This window comes from Flavobacterium quisquiliarum (assembly GCF_019308285.1).
Taxonomy (GTDB): domain Bacteria; phylum Bacteroidota; class Bacteroidia; order Flavobacteriales; family Flavobacteriaceae; genus Flavobacterium; species Flavobacterium quisquiliarum.
Window position 1 is genome coordinate 211,004 of the sequence record NZ_WWEM01000033.1, and the last position, 18,248, is coordinate 229,251.

The 18,248-nt window shown below is 33.5% G+C and carries 15 protein-coding genes; 10 read left to right on the top strand and 5 right to left on the bottom strand.

Annotation, left to right across the window (positions count from 1 at the left end; translation table 11 throughout):
* Positions 1-60 precede the first annotated feature (60 nt).
* The 8 genes from GSY47_RS16245 to GSY47_RS16280 all read left to right on the top strand — a co-directional run bounded on the left by GSY47_RS16245 (position 61) and on the right by GSY47_RS16280 (position 10,703).
* Complete coding sequence (locus GSY47_RS16245) at positions 61-1,320, top strand: sigma-54 interaction domain-containing protein (protein WP_179001315.1); 1,260 nt, start codon at positions 61-63, stop codon at positions 1,318-1,320.
* Positions 1,321-1,443: 123 nt separating this feature from the next.
* A complete protein-coding gene (locus GSY47_RS16250; RefSeq protein WP_091492636.1) occupies positions 1,444-1,965 on the top strand; it encodes an LptE family protein in 522 nt (173 codons plus the stop codon).
* An 85-nt stretch (positions 1,966-2,050) separates the two neighbouring features.
* The gene (locus tag GSY47_RS16255; protein ID WP_179001317.1) at positions 2,051-3,826 is read left to right on the top strand and encodes a tetratricopeptide repeat protein; all 1,776 of its coding nucleotides are present in this window, start codon (positions 2,051-2,053) and stop codon (positions 3,824-3,826) included.
* A 3-nt stretch (positions 3,827-3,829) separates the two neighbouring features.
* Entirely contained in the window at positions 3,830-4,171 is a 342-nt protein-coding gene (gene secG / locus GSY47_RS16260; RefSeq protein WP_179001319.1) for a preprotein translocase subunit SecG, read from the top strand.
* 143 nt (positions 4,172-4,314) lie between these two features.
* Positions 4,315-4,590 carry a co-chaperone GroES gene (locus GSY47_RS16265; protein WP_008467105.1) on the top strand — a complete coding sequence of 92 codons (276 nt, stop codon included), beginning with the start codon at positions 4,315-4,317 and terminating at the stop codon, positions 4,588-4,590.
* Positions 4,591-4,678: 88 nt separating this feature from the next.
* The gene (gene groL / locus GSY47_RS16270) at positions 4,679-6,310 is read left to right on the top strand and encodes a chaperonin GroEL (RefSeq protein WP_177210785.1); all 1,632 of its coding nucleotides are present in this window, start codon (positions 4,679-4,681) and stop codon (positions 6,308-6,310) included.
* Positions 6,311-6,715: 405 nt separating this feature from the next.
* On the top strand, positions 6,716-7,918 hold the full coding sequence (locus GSY47_RS16275) for an alkaline phosphatase family protein (RefSeq protein WP_219071480.1): 1,203 nt from the start codon (positions 6,716-6,718) through the stop codon (positions 7,916-7,918).
* A gap of 418 nt (positions 7,919-8,336) precedes the next feature.
* Positions 8,337-10,703, top strand: coding sequence for a hypothetical protein (locus GSY47_RS16280; protein WP_179001323.1), 2,367 nt, complete (start codon positions 8,337-8,339; stop codon positions 10,701-10,703).
* Positions 10,704-10,958: 255 nt separating this feature from the next.
* On the opposite strand, the gene GSY47_RS16285 is transcribed toward GSY47_RS16280, so the two are convergent.
* From GSY47_RS16285 to GSY47_RS16305, 5 genes are all read right to left on the bottom strand, one after another.
* A complete protein-coding gene (locus GSY47_RS16285; RefSeq protein WP_179001325.1) occupies positions 10,959-11,798 on the bottom strand; it encodes an oxidoreductase in 840 nt (279 codons plus the stop codon).
* Between the two features lie 90 nt (positions 11,799-11,888).
* The gene (locus tag GSY47_RS16290) at positions 11,889-12,797 is read right to left on the bottom strand and encodes a helix-turn-helix domain-containing protein (protein ID WP_179001327.1); all 909 of its coding nucleotides are present in this window, start codon (positions 12,795-12,797) and stop codon (positions 11,889-11,891) included.
* A 451-nt stretch (positions 12,798-13,248) separates the two neighbouring features.
* Positions 13,249-14,778: a SulP family inorganic anion transporter gene (locus tag GSY47_RS16295; RefSeq protein WP_179001329.1), complete on the bottom strand. Its 1,530-nt coding sequence runs from the start codon at positions 14,776-14,778 to the stop codon at positions 13,249-13,251.
* A 296-nt stretch (positions 14,779-15,074) separates the two neighbouring features.
* Positions 15,075-15,320: a hypothetical protein gene (locus GSY47_RS16300; RefSeq protein WP_246611342.1), complete on the bottom strand. Its 246-nt coding sequence runs from the start codon at positions 15,318-15,320 to the stop codon at positions 15,075-15,077.
* A 2-nt stretch (positions 15,321-15,322) separates the two neighbouring features.
* On the bottom strand, positions 15,323-16,312 hold the full coding sequence (locus GSY47_RS16305) for a DUF6268 family outer membrane beta-barrel protein (RefSeq protein WP_219071481.1): 990 nt from the start codon (positions 16,310-16,312) through the stop codon (positions 15,323-15,325).
* 180 nt (positions 16,313-16,492) lie between these two features.
* On the opposite strand from GSY47_RS16305, the gene GSY47_RS16310 reads away from it, so the two are divergent.
* Together GSY47_RS16310 and GSY47_RS16315 are read left to right on the top strand one after the other, a co-directional pair.
* Entirely contained in the window at positions 16,493-17,488 is a 996-nt protein-coding gene (locus GSY47_RS16310) for a sensor histidine kinase (protein WP_219071482.1), read from the top strand.
* The gene (locus tag GSY47_RS16315; protein ID WP_179001335.1) at positions 17,464-18,177 is read left to right on the top strand and encodes a LytR/AlgR family response regulator transcription factor; all 714 of its coding nucleotides are present in this window, start codon (positions 17,464-17,466) and stop codon (positions 18,175-18,177) included. Before GSY47_RS16310 ends, GSY47_RS16315 begins: the two co-directional genes overlap by 25 nt.
* The last annotated feature ends 71 nt before the right edge of the window (positions 18,178-18,248 follow it).

The following is an 18,248-nucleotide window of genomic DNA, read 5'->3' on the forward strand; positions in this document are numbered from 1 at the left end:
TTTAATTTTTAGGCATAACCTGAAACTTGAAACAAATAAAAAACTTGAAACAAAAACTACATGGAAACAGTTCAAGCAATAAAACAGCGATTCGAGATTATTGGTAATGATCCGAAATTAAATCGTGCTATCGAAAAAGCCATTCAGGTTGCTCCAACTGATATTTCGGTTATGGTAACTGGGGAAAGTGGTGTTGGTAAAGAAAATATCCCTAGAATTATACATTCGCTTTCACATAGAAAGCATGGTAAATATATTGCCGTAAACTGCGGCGCTATTCCGGAAGGAACAATTGACAGTGAACTTTTTGGCCACGAAAAAGGCGCTTTTACAGGCGCTACAAGCACTCGTGAAGGCTATTTTGAAGTGGCTGACGGCGGAACAATATTTTTAGATGAAGTTGGAGAATTACCTTTGACAACTCAGGTAAGATTATTACGTGTTTTAGAAAATGGCGAATTTATAAAAGTTGGTTCATCCCAAGTTCAAAAAACAAATGTCCGTATTGTTGCAGCAACAAATGTGAATTTATTTAATGCAATCGAAAAAGGTAAATTCCGTGAAGATTTGTATTATCGTTTGAGTACAGTCGAAATCACTTTACCGCCCTTACGAGAAAGAAACGATGACATTCATTTGTTATTCAGAAAATTTGTTGCCGATTTTGCTCATAAATACAAAATGCCTCCTTTAAGACTGGATGATGATGCTGTTCAGCTTTTACAGAAATTCAGATGGAGCGGAAACATTCGTCAACTTCGAAATGTGGCTGAGCAAATTTCTGTTTTAGAGACCAATCGTGATATTACTCTCGCAACTTTACAATCGTATTTACCAGCCGAAGGAAGCAATCTCCCTTCTGTTATAAGTGATAGTAAAAAAGAAAGCGACTTTAGTACTGAACGAGACATCTTGTATAAAGTCCTTTTTGATATGAAAAGCGACTTGAATGATTTAAAGAAACTGACTTTAGAATTAATGAAAAACGGCACTTCTAAAGTACAGGATATCAATCCTAATTTAATTCAGAAAATATACGGAAATCAAGAAACTGACAGCGAAATTGATTTTGAAGAAGAACCAAGAACTGCGGTAATGACAACACCAGCCGTTCGTGAAGACAGCTACCAAATACAGGATGACAACTATTTGTTTGCCGAAACTATAGAGGAAGAAGAAGTTTTACGTTTAGAACAAAAAGAAATCGAAATGATCAAAAAATCATTAGAAAAAAACAAAGGAAAACGAAAAGCCGCGGCAGATGAATTAGGTATTTCTGAAAGAACGTTATATCGTAAAATCAAACAATTCGATCTATAATAAACCTCAATACTAAAATTCCAAATACCAAATGACTATATTTGGCGAAATTTGGATTTTGAACCCGAGCGATAGCGAACGGGCGCAACAATTTCGAAAATTGGAATTTGACCAATAAACATTATGAAAAAAATATATTCTCTTTTTGCATTGTTAAGCCTTTTCATGCTAAGCGGCTGTACTATAAAATATAATTTTACAGGAACTGGAAAAATCGATGCAAAAACCTTTCAGGTTAACTTTTTCCAAAACAATGCAGACTTGGTAGAACCTGGAATAGACAGAACATTCACATTGGCTTTACAGGATTTGATTATGAATCAGACCAATTTAAACTTAGTGAGTGTCAATGGTGATTTAACTTACGAAGGAGAAATTGTAGACTATAGAATCACTCCAATGACTGCAACAGCTGTAGGATCAAATGGTGATGTTGGAGCAGCTCAGAACCGTTTGTCAATTCGTATTAATGTTAGATTCATGAATAAGAAAAAGGAAACAGATGATTTCGAAAAACCTTTCGAATTCTACTATGATTTCCCAGGACAAGATCTTCCAACTGGAGCAGTATTAAATGATGCTCTTAAAACAATTTTCGAAAGAATCACGCAGGACATCTTTAATGAGTCATTGGCCAAATGGTAAAGTATTGATTTATAAAATCGGTTAATGCTAATCGATTTTCAAAAAAAATTAAAGAACTAAGCAGTTAAACGATTAAACAAAAAAAATGAACGTTACCGATTATACCTACTTAATGAACAAACCGGATGCTATTACAGAAAGGCAGGCGGATGCATTAGGAAGTGTTTTGAATGAATTCCCCTATTTTCAAAGTGCCCGTGCACTAAGATTAAAAGGACTTTACAATCAAAACAGTTTTAAGTATAATTATGCTTTAAAAGTTACAGCAGCACATACTTCGGATCGTTCCGTTTTATTTGATTTTATCACTTCAGAAGTCTTTACATCTGTTCAAAATGATTTCTACGAACAAAAACTAAGAGATCTTTTAGAAATTACGGTTTTTGACAGCGAAATTATTTCTCCTGAACAAATTAGAAAAGCACTTCAAAAAAATGATCCAGAAGAACAGCCTGTTCCTGACAATAAAGAAACTCAATCCGTTTCTAAAGTTTCAACTGAACAATCCTTAAAAATTGAGGATTTTGTAAAACCAGAAGAACCGATAAAAATAGAGGAATCTTTAAAAACTGAAGAACCTTTAGTTGCTGCTGAAGTCAAAAATATTCCAGAAATAGATCCTTCTATTTTTCTTGCTATTAAAGAAGCTCAAACGGTAACTTTTGAAAAACCAGCAATAGAAGAAAAACCTATAACAATTCCTGAAATAGATCCTTCTATTTTTATGGCTATCAAAGAAGCACAGTCGGTAACTTATGAAAAACCAGTTATTGAAGAGGAAAAGAAAATAGAATCTATTATCACTTCTGAAACTATAGAAAATGTAACTTCCGAAACTACAGAATCTTTAGAAGAAATTGATATTCCTTCTTTTACTGAATCAGAAAAAACAGAAGAGCCCGAAATTGAAAAACCTAAAATTGATCGTATTGAAAATTCCATTTTAAGTTCTATAAAAGTTTCTGAAACTCCTACTATATCAGAATCAACAAAATCAGAATCAGCAAAAGAAATTGAGGAAGAAACAAAATTTGATCGTATTGAAAATTCGATTTTAAGCTCTATTAAAGAAGCTGAGGCTACAATTTCTGAAGAACCAGCAATTATAGAAGAAGTTAAAGTTATTCCTGTTATTGAGCAACCTATTTCAAGCACTATCGAAGACGAAGAAGAAGGCGTTATTGAGGAAATGATAATTCCAGAACCTAAATTTAATACAATCGAAAGATCTATTCTTTCTTCAATTAAAGAAGCAGAAACTGTAATTCCTAAAATCGAGCTTAAAGAAGAAACTGTTGAAGAAATTACTGCTGAACAACTTCAGGAAGAAATTGAAGAAATTGTAGAAGAAACTCCTAAAGAATTTGAAGAAGAAAGAACCGAATCAGTAAAAACTGCTGCAGAACATTTGGAAATTGGCAAGCCTTTAGATTTTTCGCTAAGAGAAAAACACTCTTTCCAAGAATGGCTTCAATTATCTAGAACAGAACCAATTGATCGTTCAAATGATCTTTCTCCCGAAGAAAAAGCAGCAAAAGAAGCTGCAGAAAGAGCACAACAAGAAGAAGAAAGACAAAAAAAGGCTAGCATAATCGATAAATTTATCGAAAATAATCCGAAAATCTCTCCAATTAAACCTGGAAATAGCGCTCCGATTGTTCAGATTGAAAGTGCTCCAGAGGACAATTCGTACCTAATGACAGAGACTTTGGCTAGAGTATATCTGGAACAAAAGAAATATACAAAGGCAATTCAGGCATATGAAATATTAATTTTGAAATATCCAGAAAAAATTACTTTCTTTGCAGACCGCATATCGGATATAAAGATTTTACAACAAAATAACAATAACAATAATTAAGTAATGAGCACATTTTCAATTTTTTTAGTTTTAATCACAATAGTTTGTTTTCTATTGATCGTAGTTATCATGGTACAAAACCCAAAAGGAGGCGGATTGTCTTCTACTATCAGCGGAACGCAGATGTTAGGTGGAGTACAAAAAACAACTGACTTTTTAGATAAAAGTACTTGGACTTTAGCTACTGTTTTAATTGTGCTAATTTTACTTTCTAGCTTAAGTTTCTCTGGAGCTTTAAGCGATACAGACTCTAAACTTATTGACAAAACTGAAGCTCCAGTAAATACACCTGTAGCTCCAGCACAAGGAAACACTCCTGCTCCAGCAGTACCAGCAGCTAAATAATTTTAGCTCAATATAAAAATCTAATGCCAGCCTGTCAAAGCTGGCATTTTTTTTAAGAAATAATGTCAGTTTTAACAGCATGGCACAATTTCTGAAAGTTTATAGAACATAAAAAAATGTATAACTTATAATAATATAAAATCATGGCTTTAAACATTAAACCGCTTTCAGACCGCGTACTTATTGAGCCTGTTGCAGCTGAAACCAAAACTGCTTCAGGTATTTTTATTCCAGATACTGCCAAAGAAAAACCACAAAAAGGAACTGTGGTTGCAGTAGGAAACGGAACTAAAGATCATACTATGACTGTAAAAGTTGGTGATACTGTTCTTTATGGCAAATATGCAGGAACTGAGCTAAAATTAGAAGGTACTGATTATTTAATTATGCGTGAGGACGATATCCTTGCAATTATCTAAAAAAAACATATTGTATTAAGTACGAAGTATTAAGAATTAAGAACTTCATTAACTTGAAACAACTCAAACTTTAAATAAAAATATTAAAATGGCAAAAGATATAAAATTTGATATTGAAGCACGTGACGGATTAAAACGTGGTGTTGATGCATTAGCAAATGCTGTAAAAGTAACGCTTGGACCAAAAGGTCGTAACGTAATCATCGGAAAATCATTTGGTGGACCTACAGTTACTAAAGATGGTGTTTCTGTTGCAAAAGAAATCGAATTAAAAGACGCACTAGAAAACATGGGTGCGCAAATGGTGAAAGAAGTGGCTTCTAAAACCAATGACCTTGCAGGTGACGGAACTACTACTGCTACAGTTTTAGCTCAAGCAATCGTAAAAGAAGGTCTTAAAAACGTTGCTGCAGGTGCAAATCCAATGGATTTAAAACGTGGTATCGACAAAGCGGTTGAAACTATCGTGGCTGACTTAGCAAAACAAGCTAAAGTAGTAGGAAGCGATTCAGACAAAATCAAACAAATTGCTTCTATCTCTGCTAACAATGACGAAGTTATTGGTGAGTTGATCGCTACTGCTTTCGCTAAAGTTGGAAAAGAAGGTGTTATCACTGTTGAAGAAGCTAAAGGAACTGACACTTTCGTGGATGTTGTTGAAGGAATGCAGTTTGACAGAGGATATCTTTCTCCTTACTTCGTAACAAATCCTGAGAAAATGGAAGTGGAACTAGACTCTCCATACATTTTATTATACGACAAAAAAGTATCTTCTTTAAAAGAATTACTTCCAGTTTTAGAGCCAGTTGCTCAATCAGGAAAACCATTATTGATTATTGCTGAAGATGTTGATGGAGAAGCGCTTTCTACATTAGTAGTAAACAAATTAAGAGGTGCTCTTAAAATTGCTGCTGTTAAAGCTCCAGGTTTTGGAGACAGAAGAAAAGCAATGTTGGAAGATATCGCTATCTTAACTGGCGGAACTGTAATTTCTGAAGAAAGAGGTTACACTCTTGAAAACACAACTATCGAAATGTTAGGAAACGCAAAAAGAGTTTCTATCGATAAAGACAATACAACTATCGTAAGCGGTGCTGGTGAAGCTGATATTATCAAAAACAGAGTAAACCAAATTAAAGGTCAGATGGAAACTACTACATCTGATTACGATAAAGAAAAATTACAAGAGCGTTTGGCTAAATTAGCTGGCGGTGTTGCGGTTCTTTATGTTGGTGCTGCTTCTGAAGTTGAAATGAAAGAGAAAAAAGACAGAGTGGACGATGCTTTACACGCAACTCGTGCTGCTGTTGAAGAAGGAATCGTTGCTGGTGGTGGTGTGGCGCTATTAAGAGCTAAACTTGCTTTGGCTGACTTAAAAGCTGACAACGCTGACGAAGCTACAGGAATCCAAATCGTTTCTCGTGCTGTTGAATCTCCATTAAGAACTATCGTTGAAAATGCTGGTCTTGAAGGTTCTGTTGTTGTGGCTAAAGTTTCTGAAGGTTCAGGAGATTTTGGATACAACGCAAAAACTGACGAATATGTAGACATGCTTACTGCAGGAATTATCGATCCTAAAAAAGTAACTCGTGTAGCATTAGAAAATGCTGCATCTGTTTCAGGAATGATCTTAACTACAGAATGTGCATTGATTGATATTAAAGAAGAAAATGCCGGAGGCGGAATGCCAATGGGAGGCGGAATGCCAGGAATGATGTAATTCATCCTCTTCTTAAAACTTAAAAGCGTCGGATTCACTTCTGGCGCTTTTTTTGTTTGCCACGAATTCACAAATTATTTTTTTCTAATCTTTGTGGTTATTTTTTTTTAGCCACGGATTACACAGATTAAAGGGATTCCTTTACTTAGGTGCCGCAAAGTTTTTTCACGCAGATTTCACAGATTTAAGCAGATTAATATAAATTTTATATTAATCTGTATGAAATAGAAATCCTTTTAATTTGTGTAATTTATGGAAAGCTTTTTTTACACAACGTATTTGCATAAATTCGTGAATTCGTAGCTATTCTTCTAGTCGATTCGTGACTTGCTTTTTTATTTAACATTCTCTTTTTCTTTAAAAAATCTGTTATCTCTAACTTTGCAGTTATAATAAATTCAAAAAATGAAAAAATATTCTACTGCGCTCCTATCTTTATTTTTCTTCGCAATTTCATTTATTTCACAAGCCCAAAACAACAAAGACAATTATGTTGTTTTAGTTTCTATGGATGGATTTCGTTGGGATTATGGCAAAATGTATAATCTTCCAAATCTGAAACAAATTGAAAAAGAAGGCGTTCATGCCAAATCAATGAAACCTTCTTATCCAAGTAAAACTTTTCCAAATCATTATTCAATCGTAACAGGACTTTATCCAGATCATCATGGAATTATTAATAATGTTTTTTATGATGCGTCTTTAGATCAGGCATTTTCATTATCAAGCAAAGCAAAAAATGATTCTCGTTTTTATGGTGGAAATCCTATTTGGAATTTAGCAGAACAACAAGGAGTAAAAACAGCTTCTTTCTTTTGGCCAGGTTCTGATATTGATAAAAGAAATCCAAGTTATTTTAAAAATTATGATGGTAAAATTCCATACGGCGCAAGAGTTGATACGGTTTTAAAATGGTTACAATTACCCAAAAAACAACGACCTCATCTGGTTACTTTATATTTTGATGAACCCGATCATTCTGGTCATAATTTTGGTCCGCTTTCTCCTGAAACCAAAAAAGCAGTCACTAAAATGGATTCAATTATGGGAGAATTATCTCGAAGATTGGATAAACTTTCTATTGGAAAACAAATCAATTTAATTATCGTTTCTGACCACGGAATGGCCAATATCAGTAATGATAAAAAAGTAGCAGTTCTAGATTATTTAAAACCAGAATGGCTCGGATATAAAGATGTCGTAAACCCAATTATGAGCTTACAGGCAAAAGCTGGATTTCAAGATTCTATTGCTAAAGCCTTAAAAAAAGTACCACACATTAAGTTCTGGAAATCGACTGAAGTTCCAAAAAGATTGCACTACGGAACCAATCCAAGAGTACACGATTTCGTCATAGAGGCTGAAAAAGGATGGAGTCTTGTAAGCAAAGAAAGCACTCATATAAAAGGCGGAACTCATGGTTATGATAACAACGAGAAAGATATGCATGCCATTTTCTATGCAAAAGGCCCTGCTTTCAAAGTAGATAAAACTGTCCCTACTTTTCAAAATGTTTCCGTTTACCCTTTAATTGCTCATATTTTAGGTTTACAAGTAGGAGAAATTGACGGAAAGTTTAGCGACGTAAAATCAATGCTGGTTAATTAGATAAATCTTTAAATTAATCAAATTGAATTGCCTCCAGATTTATCTGGTGGTCTGCTTTCTCATTAACCTATTCTTTCCTCTAGCTAAAACAGGAGGCAAAACGATAAACCGGACAGGTTTTTGAAACCTGTCCGGTTTGCCACAATATTTTGGAAATGGAATTATTTTACCTGAATTTTTCAATCATCAAATTATCCCATTATCTAATTAAAGGATTGCTCTTTCGCAAAATAATTCCCTTTAAACGTTTGCTATTTTTTTGATTTACAATATCAAAGTATATCAATTTGATAAATATTCATTTTATTTAATAAATTTCTAAAATATTATGAATGCTTTAACTTTTACAGATTAATATTACAATTAAATTTAAACCTATTATTACGAACATCATAATAGCCTTTAATATCTTCTTTGTATGAAATTAATCATCAGGTTTTTTAGTTTTCTATTCTGTCTACAATCTTTCGCACAGGCTATTTCCAATCAAGAAAAAATCACGAAATACCTTAATGATTATTTTTCTCAGGACCGCGAGATTATCCATGTACAATTCAATAAAAAGTTGTTTACAAATAATGAAGATATTGCATTCAAAGGATACGTTCTCAGTAAAAACAACAACATCCCAAACAGCAACACTGCAAATATTCAATTAGTTGTTTATAATGAAGACGAGCAAATAGTTCAGAAACAGTTACTTTTTGCCCAATACGGTATTTTTTCTGGTGGGATTCATTTAAATGAAAAATTTAAACCTGGTAAATATCATTTTCATTTCTATACCAACTGGATGAATAATTTCAAAGAAGACGATTCCTTTAATCAGACTATTGAAATTATCGACAAAAACATTCCTTATGCATTTCAAACCAATGAGCCTAACTGGAAAACAGCAGAAATAAACTTATTCCCCGAAGGAGGAATTATATTAAACGGCATCATTAATTTGATTGGAATTAAAATTACAGATTGCAATAAAACAGGAATAGAAGTAGCAGATGGCGTTGTTTTAGATTCCAAATCAAATGAAATCACACACTTTCGCACCAATCAAATGGGAAATGGCGTTTTTTATCTAAAAGCCGATTTAAACGAAAAGTATACGATTAAAATAAGTAATGACAAATTAAAAGTAACACAACTCCTTGGGAAAATTACAGAAACCGGGCTTGTATTAAGCGCTCCTAATAATCCTGGAAGAAACAATTTACTTGTTATTCTAAAGACAAATGAAAAAGGACTTCAAACTTATCAAAATAAAAAATTCACAGTACTGATTCAACAAAATGGAAATTCAATGCAACAGGAAGTTACCTTTAACAACAGTAAAACGGAACAACCATTTTATTTTGACAAAAAATATTTACCAAATGGAGTAAATACGATTAGAGTTTTAGATGAAGATTTAAATGAAATCACAGAAAGATTGACTTATATTGAAGAGGGTAAAAATCCATCCACAACACTGAATGCCAAAATAATAACCAACGATAGTATTGTATTATCTGGAAAAACAGATATTGCCAAAGCCCATTTAAGCATTAGTGTTCTTCCTGAAAAAAGCGTATGCATCGACCAAAAGAAAACACTTTTGGGTACTTTTTACCTAAATGCCTATTTAGAAAAACCAGAACCTGACACTTATTTTTATTTTAATCCCGACAATAAAACCCGAAGACAAGATATAGAGTTCTTATTGCTTAATCAGAACAAAGGAAAATATCTATGGGAAAATATCAAATCGGGAGCACCGAAAATTAGTTTTGAATTTGAAAAAGGAGTCACAATAAATGGAAAAGTAGAGAAAGAACTAAAACCCAATTCTCAAAACAAAATTTCTCTTATTGCATTAAAAAACAATTTATTTGATCAAACTACTATCGATCAGAATAATGATTTTAAATTTGAACATTTTTTTGTTCAGGATTCGACTGTTTTAGCTTTGCAGATGACCAATGAAAAAAATGTTACTCAGACTACTAAAATAGAAGCACGAATTGCCCGAAATGAACCTAGATTTGTTTTAGGGCCATCATTCGAAAAAACATTTTGTCCTGTAATAAAAAGCTCAGACACTATTTTTAATTTCGCACCTCCTAAAACGAAAGCGAGTGAATTAAAAGAAGTTGCAATAAAAAACACCTATAAAAAAGAAGTTTTTACTCATAAAGCTGATATGAGTCCTATGGCGAGAGCCTTTAAATTTGATGGCAAAGAATATGGAACTGTGCTAAATTTTCTCTCTTCAAATGGCTATAATACAGGCATTAACCAAAGTGACTTCAGTGTATATATTAGAGAGAGAAGAGGTTCTTATCTGGGTGAATCAGCGAGTTCTCCAAATGTATATATTGACAATGTTTTAGTATTCGATTTCAATCAGCTTTTCAATCTTACTTTAGATCAAATAGATGAAATTTACATTGATCAGACTGGAAGCTCTGATATGACAAGCGCAGGACATGGAACAATTAAAATTTTCATGAAAACCGGACAAAAAAATGATTATTTCAAAGTGAAATTTACAACACTCATCGTAACAAAAGGTTTTGCACAAAACTTCACTTACAAAACTGCTCCATTTGAAAATCAGGATGAGTTTAATTATTTTGGTACTTTGGGCTGGTTCCCAAACATTGAGCTGGATGATCATTTGGACTATCAGATTAAAATCCCAAAGAATCAGCAAAAAGAAATACAGGTTGTAATTGAAGGTTTTACTAATGACGGACAATTAATTTCAGAGATTAAAAAAGTACCTATTGCAGGAAATTTTAATTAGAGAATGTGCCAATTAGAAAATTTGATAATTAGAAAATTCTTTCAATTAATAAAATTTAATTGCTTTCAGATTTATCTGGAGGTTTATTTTTGAGACATAAAAAGGAGCTTTAGCCAAACTACTTAGTTTGGCTAAAACTTTCTCATTAATCTATTGTTTTCCTCCAGCTAAAGCAGGAGGCAATTCAATAAAATGATAAACCTACACAGTTTTTTTTAACCTATCGGATTTATCATTGCATTTAGAATTTCCTATTTAAAGTGCTGTTGAAACAGAAACTGCTTTCCATTGTTCTAACTCTGCCTGAACACTTGCTATTTTTTGGTTTGCCATAGTATAAGCATCTTCTCCTAAAAACAAATGGAGCGGTGGATTTTGATCTTCGCTTGCTTTAATCAACGCTTCGGCTAATTTTACAGGATCTCCCGGTTGATTTTCGTTGATATCATCTTTATGAGCACTTTCAGATTGTCTTACTTCTTTATAATCTGCAATTGGATTTTGAGGCAATAACAACGAACTGTCTTTTAAGAAATCGGTTCTAAAATAACCCGGATAAACGATTGTTGCGTGAACTCCAAACGATTTTACTTCTGCAGCCAAAGATTCTGTTAAACCAGCAACCGCGAATTTTGTAGAACAGTATATTCCCCAACCTGGAAACTCTCCATAATATCCTCCAACAGAAGAAATATTAAAAATATGTCCCGTTTTATTAGCGCGAAGAATCGGCATTGTATTTCTAATTACATTCAATAATCCAAAAACATTTACTTCGTAATTTTTTCTAGATTCAGCATCTGTTAACTCTTCTAATGCACCTAGTAAACCATAACCAGCATTGTTTACTAAAACATCAATTGTTTTAAAATGATTTATAGTTTTGCTGATCGCATTTTTGACACTTTTTTCATCAACTAAATCCATTTCTAAAGGAAGAAAACTTTCAGACGAATTTCCTAAAACTTTAATCAAAGCTTCTTCGCTTCTAGAAGTTGCAGCTACTTTAAATCCTTCTGCTAATAATTTTTTAGCTAATTCTAATCCAAGTCCTTTTGAAGCACCTGTGATAAACCAAACTTTTTTATTGTCCATGATTTTAATTTTTAAGTTTTAAATACAGGACAAAGGTATTAGTGAAGTACTTCTAAAATATTAAAGCAATCAAACAAGAAGTTGCAAAAATCAAACAATTTCTGTCAAACGATAAATTTTAGGCGAAACCTGAACATTCTTTTTAAAGAAATTGATAAAATGCGACAATTCTTCAAAGCCTAAGCACCATGCAATTTCATTAATATTCCAATTGGTCTGTTTCAATAAAATCATTGCTTCTTGAACAATTCTTTCTGCAATAATCTGCGAAGTTGTTTTTCCAGTTGTTTCTTTTAAGGCTTTATTTAAATGATTCACATGAACATTTAACTGATTCGCATATTCTGAAGGGGAACGAAAATTAATTTGCTGCGAAATCGATTCAATCGGAAACTGGCGTTCTAACAATTCCAAAAATAACGAAGAAACACGAATTGTAGCATTCGATTTACTGTATAATGAAGCAGTTACAGTCTGTGTTTTTAAGGCAAGATGAATAATCTCGAAAACCAGATTTCGGATTACATCATATTTAAAAGCGTAATCAGAATTAATTTCATCGAACATTCTTAAATAAACCAACTTCAAAGATTCAGCCAATTCTGGAGAAACCGAAACGACTGGATTGCCACCGGGCTGAAATAATGGGTATTCTTTTAAATTCCCAAACTGATTAAAAAAAGCATCTGTAAAAATGCAGAAAAATCCCGTTTGTTGTTCATCAATATGTTCCCAGCTGTAAGGAATCTGCGGATTAGCAAAGAACAAAGCCTGATCTTCAATCGCAACAACCTTATCGGCATAATGCACTTTGTTTTTTCCAATGATTAAACTGATTTTGTAAAAGTCTTTTCGCGTATAAGGCAAAGGATTACAAGTACTTCCTATATAATCATCCAGTTTAAAAACATTAAAATGTCCGATTTCTTTTTTAAGATTTTCGGGCATTCCATTTATTTTTACGGTGTAAAAATCTTCTAAAGTTTCTGTTAGTTTCATTTTACAAAGTTACAAAAATCAATCTTTGGTTTTTCGCCACGAATTCACGAATTTAAATAAATTATCTTTCTTTATTATGATGTGAAAATTACACCAAAATCACAACGTATATCTGTAAAGACGCACCACAGTGCGTCTTGTGTGCAACGATTGGCCACAGATTATTTTTCGCCACGAATTTAAATTTTTCTAATAGTTGTCTTGTATGTCACCCTGAGCGGAGTCGAAGGGCGCTCCAATTGGTACGCGGGCTTCTCCCGAAGCCTCGGAATCGCTCAGCCTGACAAAACTGAATCAATTATAGAGAACTAAACCCGACAGGTTTTTGAAACCTGTCGGGTTTGTCATCGTATTTGGAATTTTGCATTTGGAGTTTCAGCAATTGGAGTTTCAGCAATTGGAATTTCAGCAATTGGAATTTCAACAATTGGAATTTCAACAATTGAAGTTCCTAACTTACCACTTTATAAGTCGGATCTTCAATAACATTCACATGAATAACAGCATTGGCATTTTTGAGTAATTGTTGGCAATCTGCACTTAAATGCTGCAATTCTACAGTTTTATTTTGAAGACCGTATTTTTTAGTAATATTATTTAACGCTTCGATGGCAGACATATCGGAGACCCTGCTTTCTTTAAAATCTATGATAACATGATTTGGATCGTTTTGTACATCAAATTTTTCCATAAAAGCAGCTATAGAACCAAAAAATAATGGACCGTATATTTCATAATGTTTTATGCCGTTTTCATCAATATATTGACGTGCTCGGATTCTTTTAGCACTTTCCCAAGCAAAAACTAAAGCCGAAATAATAACCCCGATTAAAACCGCTAAAGCCAGATTATGAAGCACAATAGTGATAACGGCTACTAAAATCCCGACGAAAATATCATGTCTTGGCATTTTATTAATAATTTTAAAACTAGCCCATTCAAAAGTAGTAATAGCCACCATCATCATTACGCCGACTAAAGCCGCCATAGGTAATTTCCCAATTACAGGAGCACCAAAAAGTATAATAATTAAAATCGTTAAAGCTGCGATAATTCCGGAAAGCCTCGCTCGTGATCCAGCTCCAAGATTTACTAAAGTCTGCGCAATCATAGGACAGCCTCCCATTCCGTAGAAAAAACCATTTAAAATATTTGAACTTCCCTGCGCAATACATTCACGATTACTGTTTCCACGCGTTCCTGTAATTTCATCCACTAAATTCAGCGTAAGCAAACCTTCCGTCAAACCAACCGCTGCCACAATTACTGAATAGGGAAAAATCACTTTTAGAGTTTCAAAAGAAATTGGAATATTCGGAATATGAAATGGAGGAAATCCTCCTTGAACAGAGGCAATATCTTCGACTGTTTTAGTATCGATATTAAATATAATTACTAAGGCAAAAACAATCATAATGGCAATCAGAGAAGCTGGAACTGCTTTGGTAATTTTTGGAAAAATCAAAACAATTGCGACAGTCAGCGCAACCAGACCCAACATAATGTATAATGGAGTTCCCTGAAGCCAGGAAACCTGACCGTTTACTACAGTTTTAAACTGCTCGAGCTGTGACATAAAAATTACCACTGCCAATCCGTTTACAAAACCAAACATTACAGGCTGTGGCACCAATCGAATAAACTTTCCGAGTTTAAAAAGTCCAATACAAATTTGGACCACACCGCCAAGCGCAACGGCTGCAAAAACATATTCTATTCCGTGAGATTTCATCAAAGCAATCAAAACAATTACTGTTGCTCCTGCCCCACCTGAAATCATTCCAGGCCTTCCTCCAAAAATTGCCGTTACCAATCCCGCAATAAAAGCGGCGTATAAACCAACCAAAGGCGGAAAACCAGCCAAAATAGCAAATGACAAGGATTCTGGAATCATCGTCATCGCTACGGTTAAACCTGCTAAAATTTCGTTTTTATAATTGACTTTCTGACTAAAATCGAAGAGTTGGAATGCTTTTTTCATAGGGCACAAAATTAGAAAAATAATGCCCAAAAAAAGCACAAACCTTTCCACAAAGGAAAAGTACAAAAGAAGACTTAAAAGAAGTAAAACTGTTAAACTAGAACAGCTGCTCCAAAAGAAAAATGAAAATCGAAAGAATAAGATCTAACATCTGTAAATAGCTTTAAATATAAACCAAAAATTACCGTACAAAATTATAAAGAAAGTGAAAGATACAGCTACGTATTTTTACCCTTTTTCAATGACAATGGCAATTACAAAATTCAATGGCAATGCGAAAAGTAATTTTTAATCGCTCAATCCAGCCTTACACAGGTGTAGCCAAGACAGTGCACATAATCTATAATATTATCGCATTGAATATCGATTCCTTCAACCCTTAATATCTTATCGCAGTCTTCCAGATCAAAATTAATTTTATAGTCTGGAAACTGAATTTGTATAACCGCAATGATGTAATCTTTCTCAGATTCTTTCTGAACATTTGTTTTAAAAATCTCCACAACCATAACTGTTTCCTTTAATTCTTCCAACTTATCCATCTCTATTTTCGATTAAAAAGATTATACGATATTCCAAATCTAATATACCCTTGTGCATCTTCTTTCTGGTCATAAACATAGCGGTTGGTTCGTTCACCTTTCTCTGTAATTCTCGCACTTACCACATTATTTATACCACCTTTAGCAAAGGCAATCAGCTTTGGTGTAAAACTATATTCATAGGTAATTCCAGACTTTAACTCCAACTGATTCAGTTCGTATACTCCTTTTAAATTTGAGCTATTTAAATTTAAGTAAAAACTTTCAGTATTTAATTCTGTTCCTAAGGAAATTCTTCCGTTTTCCAACAATTCTCTTCTAAACAATAAACGCTGTGGCAGAATAAAATCCATATCCCATTTAGAGTTTTTAAACTTATGATTTATAGACAGTAAAGGTGTCATTGGCACAATTGAAGACGGATCCAGTAATACTAAAACCCCAGCAGTAATTGTAGTTGACGGCGTTCTTTTAAGTACCAAAACTGCTGAAGCAAATCCTTTTACACGCTGTAGTTTTTCTTCATCGCCGTCAACGGTTACAGTGGCACTGTAAATTGAAGGTTTTCCAAACAATGTTCCCATGTAAGTTGCCGTTAAAGCACCCGCCCAAAAATGGATATCCTGATTTTCTCTTCTGTAAGTCTGATTGTTGCCATAATTATAAATATCCCCAAATTCATAACTTTCATATTTATAGCGCAGTGAAGCCGCTAAAACAAAACGTTTTGATTTTGTAGCATAAAACGGAAGATTAAAAGCTGCTTTAAATCGGTTGTGGCTTTCTACTCTTCCTCTTTCAAATTTATTTCCAAACAATTCCGAATCATAATTAGACGGCCCAAGGTTTTCGTACTGTACATCAAAAGTTCTGGTTGTCGGAAACTTATTTACTATTGCTTTTCCTAAAGTTTTCATGCCAGGTTCTTTTTCCTGAGCCATGGTTTTCAAGGAAATAAAGACAACTAAAACGGAAATGATTTTGGATTTCATAAAATGGAATATATAAAATTTGTTTTGGGATATAGTGAAACTTGGATCCAAAAGTAAATGAGGCATTCTTATTATAATAGTATTTTTATACCAACGGCGTATGATTTATACGAACGGCGTTAGTATAATTTATCCTTTACAAAGAGCTAAAAACTATACGATTATATTATTTTTGCCGTTATGACGATCTCCAAACTTTATCAAAACTTTTTCCTTCGAAACCTATTCGTAAATACACTGGTTTACTTAGTCATTTTAGCCTGTGTTTATGACGAAATAAAACTGGACGGACACAGCTGGTCTTACATTCTAAGCAAAATTGCAGTAGGTTATTTTCCTTGTATTGTATGGATTACCATTTTCAATATCTGCATCATCAAACCTGTTTTATTCAAAAGAAAGGTTAAATCGTTCTTTTTTCTACTTGCCGTTTATTGGACATGTTTCTACTTTTTTATGAACTGGTTTTTTCCTCTTGTTGGTTTAGGAAATTTTAAAACACTGCAAATATTATCGTTGATTATAAACGGAATGTTTTTCTATTTCATTCATGTGGTTATTACCAAAAAAATCATGGATGCTGATAAAGATATCATGAACTATAAATCGGAACTTTCGTTTTTAAAGCAGCAATTGAATCCGCATTTTTTATTGAATGCTATGAACAACCTCTACGGCGAGGCACTGGCAGAACCGGACAAAGTTCTAGACAGAATCCTGAATCTTTCAGATATGCTGCGTTATCAGATAGAAGCTTCTAAAAAAGATTTTGTTTCGGTCGAAGAAGAAATAGATTTCATTAAAAAGTACATCGAATATTATACGTTCAGAAACGAAAGATTAACGGTCAATCAAAACATTGAAGGCGTTACTAAAGAAACCGAGATTCCACCTCTATTCTTTTTGCCTTTGGTAGAAAATGCTGTGAAATTTTCTTCTGAAATGGCAGAACCATTTATTAATCTGGATTTAAAAGTAAAATGTCGAAATTTGACTTTTACCATAAAAAACAATTATCTCGATTCGGGCTCGCGCCTTTCGAGTACGGGAATTGGAATTGAGAACCTAAAAAGACGTTTGGAAGTTTACGGCTTAAAACACAATTTAAGCTGCCAGAAAGAGAAAAATTTATTTGTTGTAAAATTGAGTATATGGCACTTACCTACCGCTGTCTAATAATTGATGACGAATCACCAGCTCACAAAGCCTTGATTTCGCACATTTCGAAATTTGACGAACTGGAACATTCCGGAAGCGCTTTTAATGGTATGGAAGCTATAAAACTACTCAATGAAAATCAATATGATATTATTTTTCTTGACATTAATATGCCTGTTATTTCAGGCGTAGAATTAATGGAATTACAGCCCAACCGACCGCTTACGATTGTTACCACCGCCTATTCAGATTTTGCGCTTTCTGCCTATCAAAACGATGCAATTGATTATTTAATGAAACCTATTTCATTAGATAAATTCTCTAAAGCCATTGAAAAAGCCAAAACGTATCATTCTGGAAATACCATTAAAAAGGAAAACAGCAGTTCTGAAAAAACACTTTCATATCGTTCTAACGGACAGACAATAGAAACTCCGCTTTCGGATATTTTATACATCGAAAGTTTGGGCAATTACATGAAACTCTACCACGGCAAACTGAAATCGCCTATTGTTATTTACGGTTCACTCGCCAGCATAAGCGCCGAAATTGAGTGTTCGCATTTTGTACAAGTGCATCGCTCTTTTATTGTTAATACAGCTAAAATTACCGCTGTTACTTTTAAAAATCTTACAATGTCTAATGGTGATGTTATTCCTGTGGGAAGGAAATATCAGATTTTGTTGGATAATCTTGGGATGAAATAGTTAGATGTTTTTTATAAAAGTTTAACTATTTTTTTTAGTTCATTTTTTTTTATTAAATAATTACTTTAACA